Consider the following 2560-nt stretch of genomic DNA (forward strand, 5'->3'; position numbering starts at 1 on the left):
CAGGCCTGGGTCTGCATCAGCTTATTGCCCTGATGGCGCACGACTTCACGGTGCAGGTCGTCGCGCTCGTAGGCCAGCATTTCGTGCTGGTCGACGGTCATGCCGAGCAGGTGGCCGCTGCCGTAGGTCAGCCAGCTGACCTTGTGGCCATCCGGGCGAATCGTGCTGACCCGCTGGTTGAGCGCATCGTATTCGTGCTGCCACACCGCAACCATCGGCGTACCCGTGGCCAGGTAATGCTGGTGCTCGCGAGTCAGGTTACCGGCCTCATCGAAGAACCATTGCAGCTTGCTGGCCGCGTTGACCGCCTGAACCAGCTGGCCGTTGCCGTCGTAGGCGAAGGTTTCGCTCTGGCTCTGATCACCCAGGCGCGCCGTACGCTCGCGCAATCGGCCCATGCGGTCGAAGGTCAGGTCGATACGACGTTGCCCGACCTGGGTGCTCGCCAACCGACCGCTGTACGGGTCGTATTGATAGCGGGTCACCAGCCCATCGAAACCGGTCTCCTGCAGCAGCCGCCCCACCGGGTCATAGAGGAAGTTGGCCTTGCTCTCGTTCTCGTTTTCCAGCCCGATCAAGCGGCCGAGCTTGTCCCAGCGATAACGCAAGGTGTGTTCGTTGGCATCGACCCGTTCAGCGAGCAAGCCTGCGGCGCTGTACGCCCAGGTGGTGCAGCGGTCGAGCGCATCGACGTGGGCCAGCAGGCGACCTTCAGCGTCGTAGTTGAAACGCTCCTCGGTCTTGTCCGGGTGAGTGACCTTGGCCAGTTGCCCGGCCTTGTACTCGTAGGCGGTCTTGTTGCCGGCTGCATCGGCGAACTCGGTCAACTGGCCAAAGGCGTTGTACACCCAGCTGCTGGTCTTGCCGGAACAGTCGGTGTATTCGAGCAGTTGCCCGGCATCGTTGTAGGCAACCTTCTTCTCGTTACCGAGCGCGTCCTTGATCGCCTTGACCAGCCCGGCCGGGGTGTAGGCGAACTCGGTCTTGTGGCCCAGCGGGTCGACGCTCTCGACCAGGTTGCCGCGCTCGTCATAGTCACGCAGCCACAGCCCCCCTTCGGCGTCGCTGATCTTGGTCAGCTGGTCCTGATCGTCGTAGGCGTAGTGCTCCACGCTGTGATCCGCGCGGATGTGCTTGAGCAGGTTGCTGCGTTCATCGTAGACGTAGCGGTCCTGGCTGCCGTCGGGGTGGACGTGGCGGATGACGTTCTTGCGCACGTCACGGAACAGCCATTCATCCTGACCGTCCGGGTACTTGATGCGGTAGGTGTAGCCCTGCTGGTCGTAGTAGTGCCAGGTTTCCTGGCCATGGGCGTCGGTAACGTAGGTCAGGCGGATGCGCTCGTCCCATTCCAGACGGGTCTCGTAGCTGCCATCGTCGGCCCATTCGCGGATGGCCTTGGCGTGTGGACCGCTGCCGTCCCACTCGAGGTTGAAGCCACGGTCGGTGCGGTCGGTGTAGCGGGTGATCAGGTGATGCTGGTAGGCGTAGCGCCAGGCCGCACCGTGTTCGTCCTGAGCGGCGATCAGGTCGCCTTGGGCATCGTAGTGGTAGGCGCACAGTTGACGCAGCGGCTTGCCATCGACCACCTGCCACAGGCCCTGGATATGCCCATGGTCATCAAGCAACGTACCCAGTTGCAGGTGCACCTTTGTGGGGTCGTCGTCCTGGTAGGTGTTGATGTCCGACAGCACCGGTCGGTCCTGATGACGATGCTCGTAGTGCAGCATCGCGCCGGCGCCACTGCGCAGCTGGATATGGGTCAGGTAGAAGCGGTCGCCATGACGGGCGTAGGTCTCGCGACGATCCAAACCACGCAGCAGCACCAGTTGCTGCTCGGCGGTGCGCACCAGGGTCAAATACTCCACCGCATCGTGGTGCGGCTTGCCCTGCTTGGGCAATGGGTAGTCGTGGCTGCGACCGTCGTAGTCGTGGAACACCACGCCTTGGTCGAGCACATCGATGCAGGTGGTGAACTCGGTGAGCCAGCGGGCGCCGAGGCTGCCGTCATCCAGCTTGTCCAGGCGCGAGTTGTAGGTCCGCGTCCACTCGACCGGGAACGGGCCGGGCAGGCTGAAATCGGTGTGCGACAGCGTTTCACTGCCGAGGGCGAAGTTGATCTGGTGAGTCGTACTGGTTGGCACTTTGTTCTTGCATCGCCCAGCGGCACCGGTCGCCGGCGCCTGATGGGTAATCGACTCAGTACGTCCTTCAGCCCCCTGCACCTTCGCTTCGGTGACGGTGTTCTGCTTGACCACCGTGTCCTTGCCTTTGGGATTGCGGGCATGCCAGATCACGCTGCTGTTGTGCAGGATCCGCCGCATATTCTCGATCGAATGCGGATTGGCAGCGCTGGACAGGCTCAACAGCTTGCCGCTCATTTGCGGCCCGAGGGTGCGGAACTTTTTGGTGTAACCCAGCACTTCTTCCTGCACCCGGGTAGGCACGGCGTTGCTCATGAGCGTGTTGGCCGCGCCCTTGCCCATTGCCGAGTAGGCGTTGCTCAGCGCGCCGAAAGCGTTCTCGAAGGCCACCGACGGGTCGGACTTCCAGGTTTCGC

The 2560-nt window shown here is 63.0% G+C and carries 1 protein-coding gene; it reads right to left on the reverse strand.

The annotated features are described in order from the left end of the window. A partial coding sequence (locus P5705_RS26050; protein ID WP_277463730.1) for a DUF6531 domain-containing protein occupies window positions 1-2560 on the reverse strand: 2560 nt, incomplete at both ends.

The organism is Pseudomonas entomophila, assembly GCF_029478665.1.
GTDB classification, from domain to species: Bacteria; Pseudomonadota; Gammaproteobacteria; order Pseudomonadales; family Pseudomonadaceae; genus Aquipseudomonas; species Aquipseudomonas entomophila_F.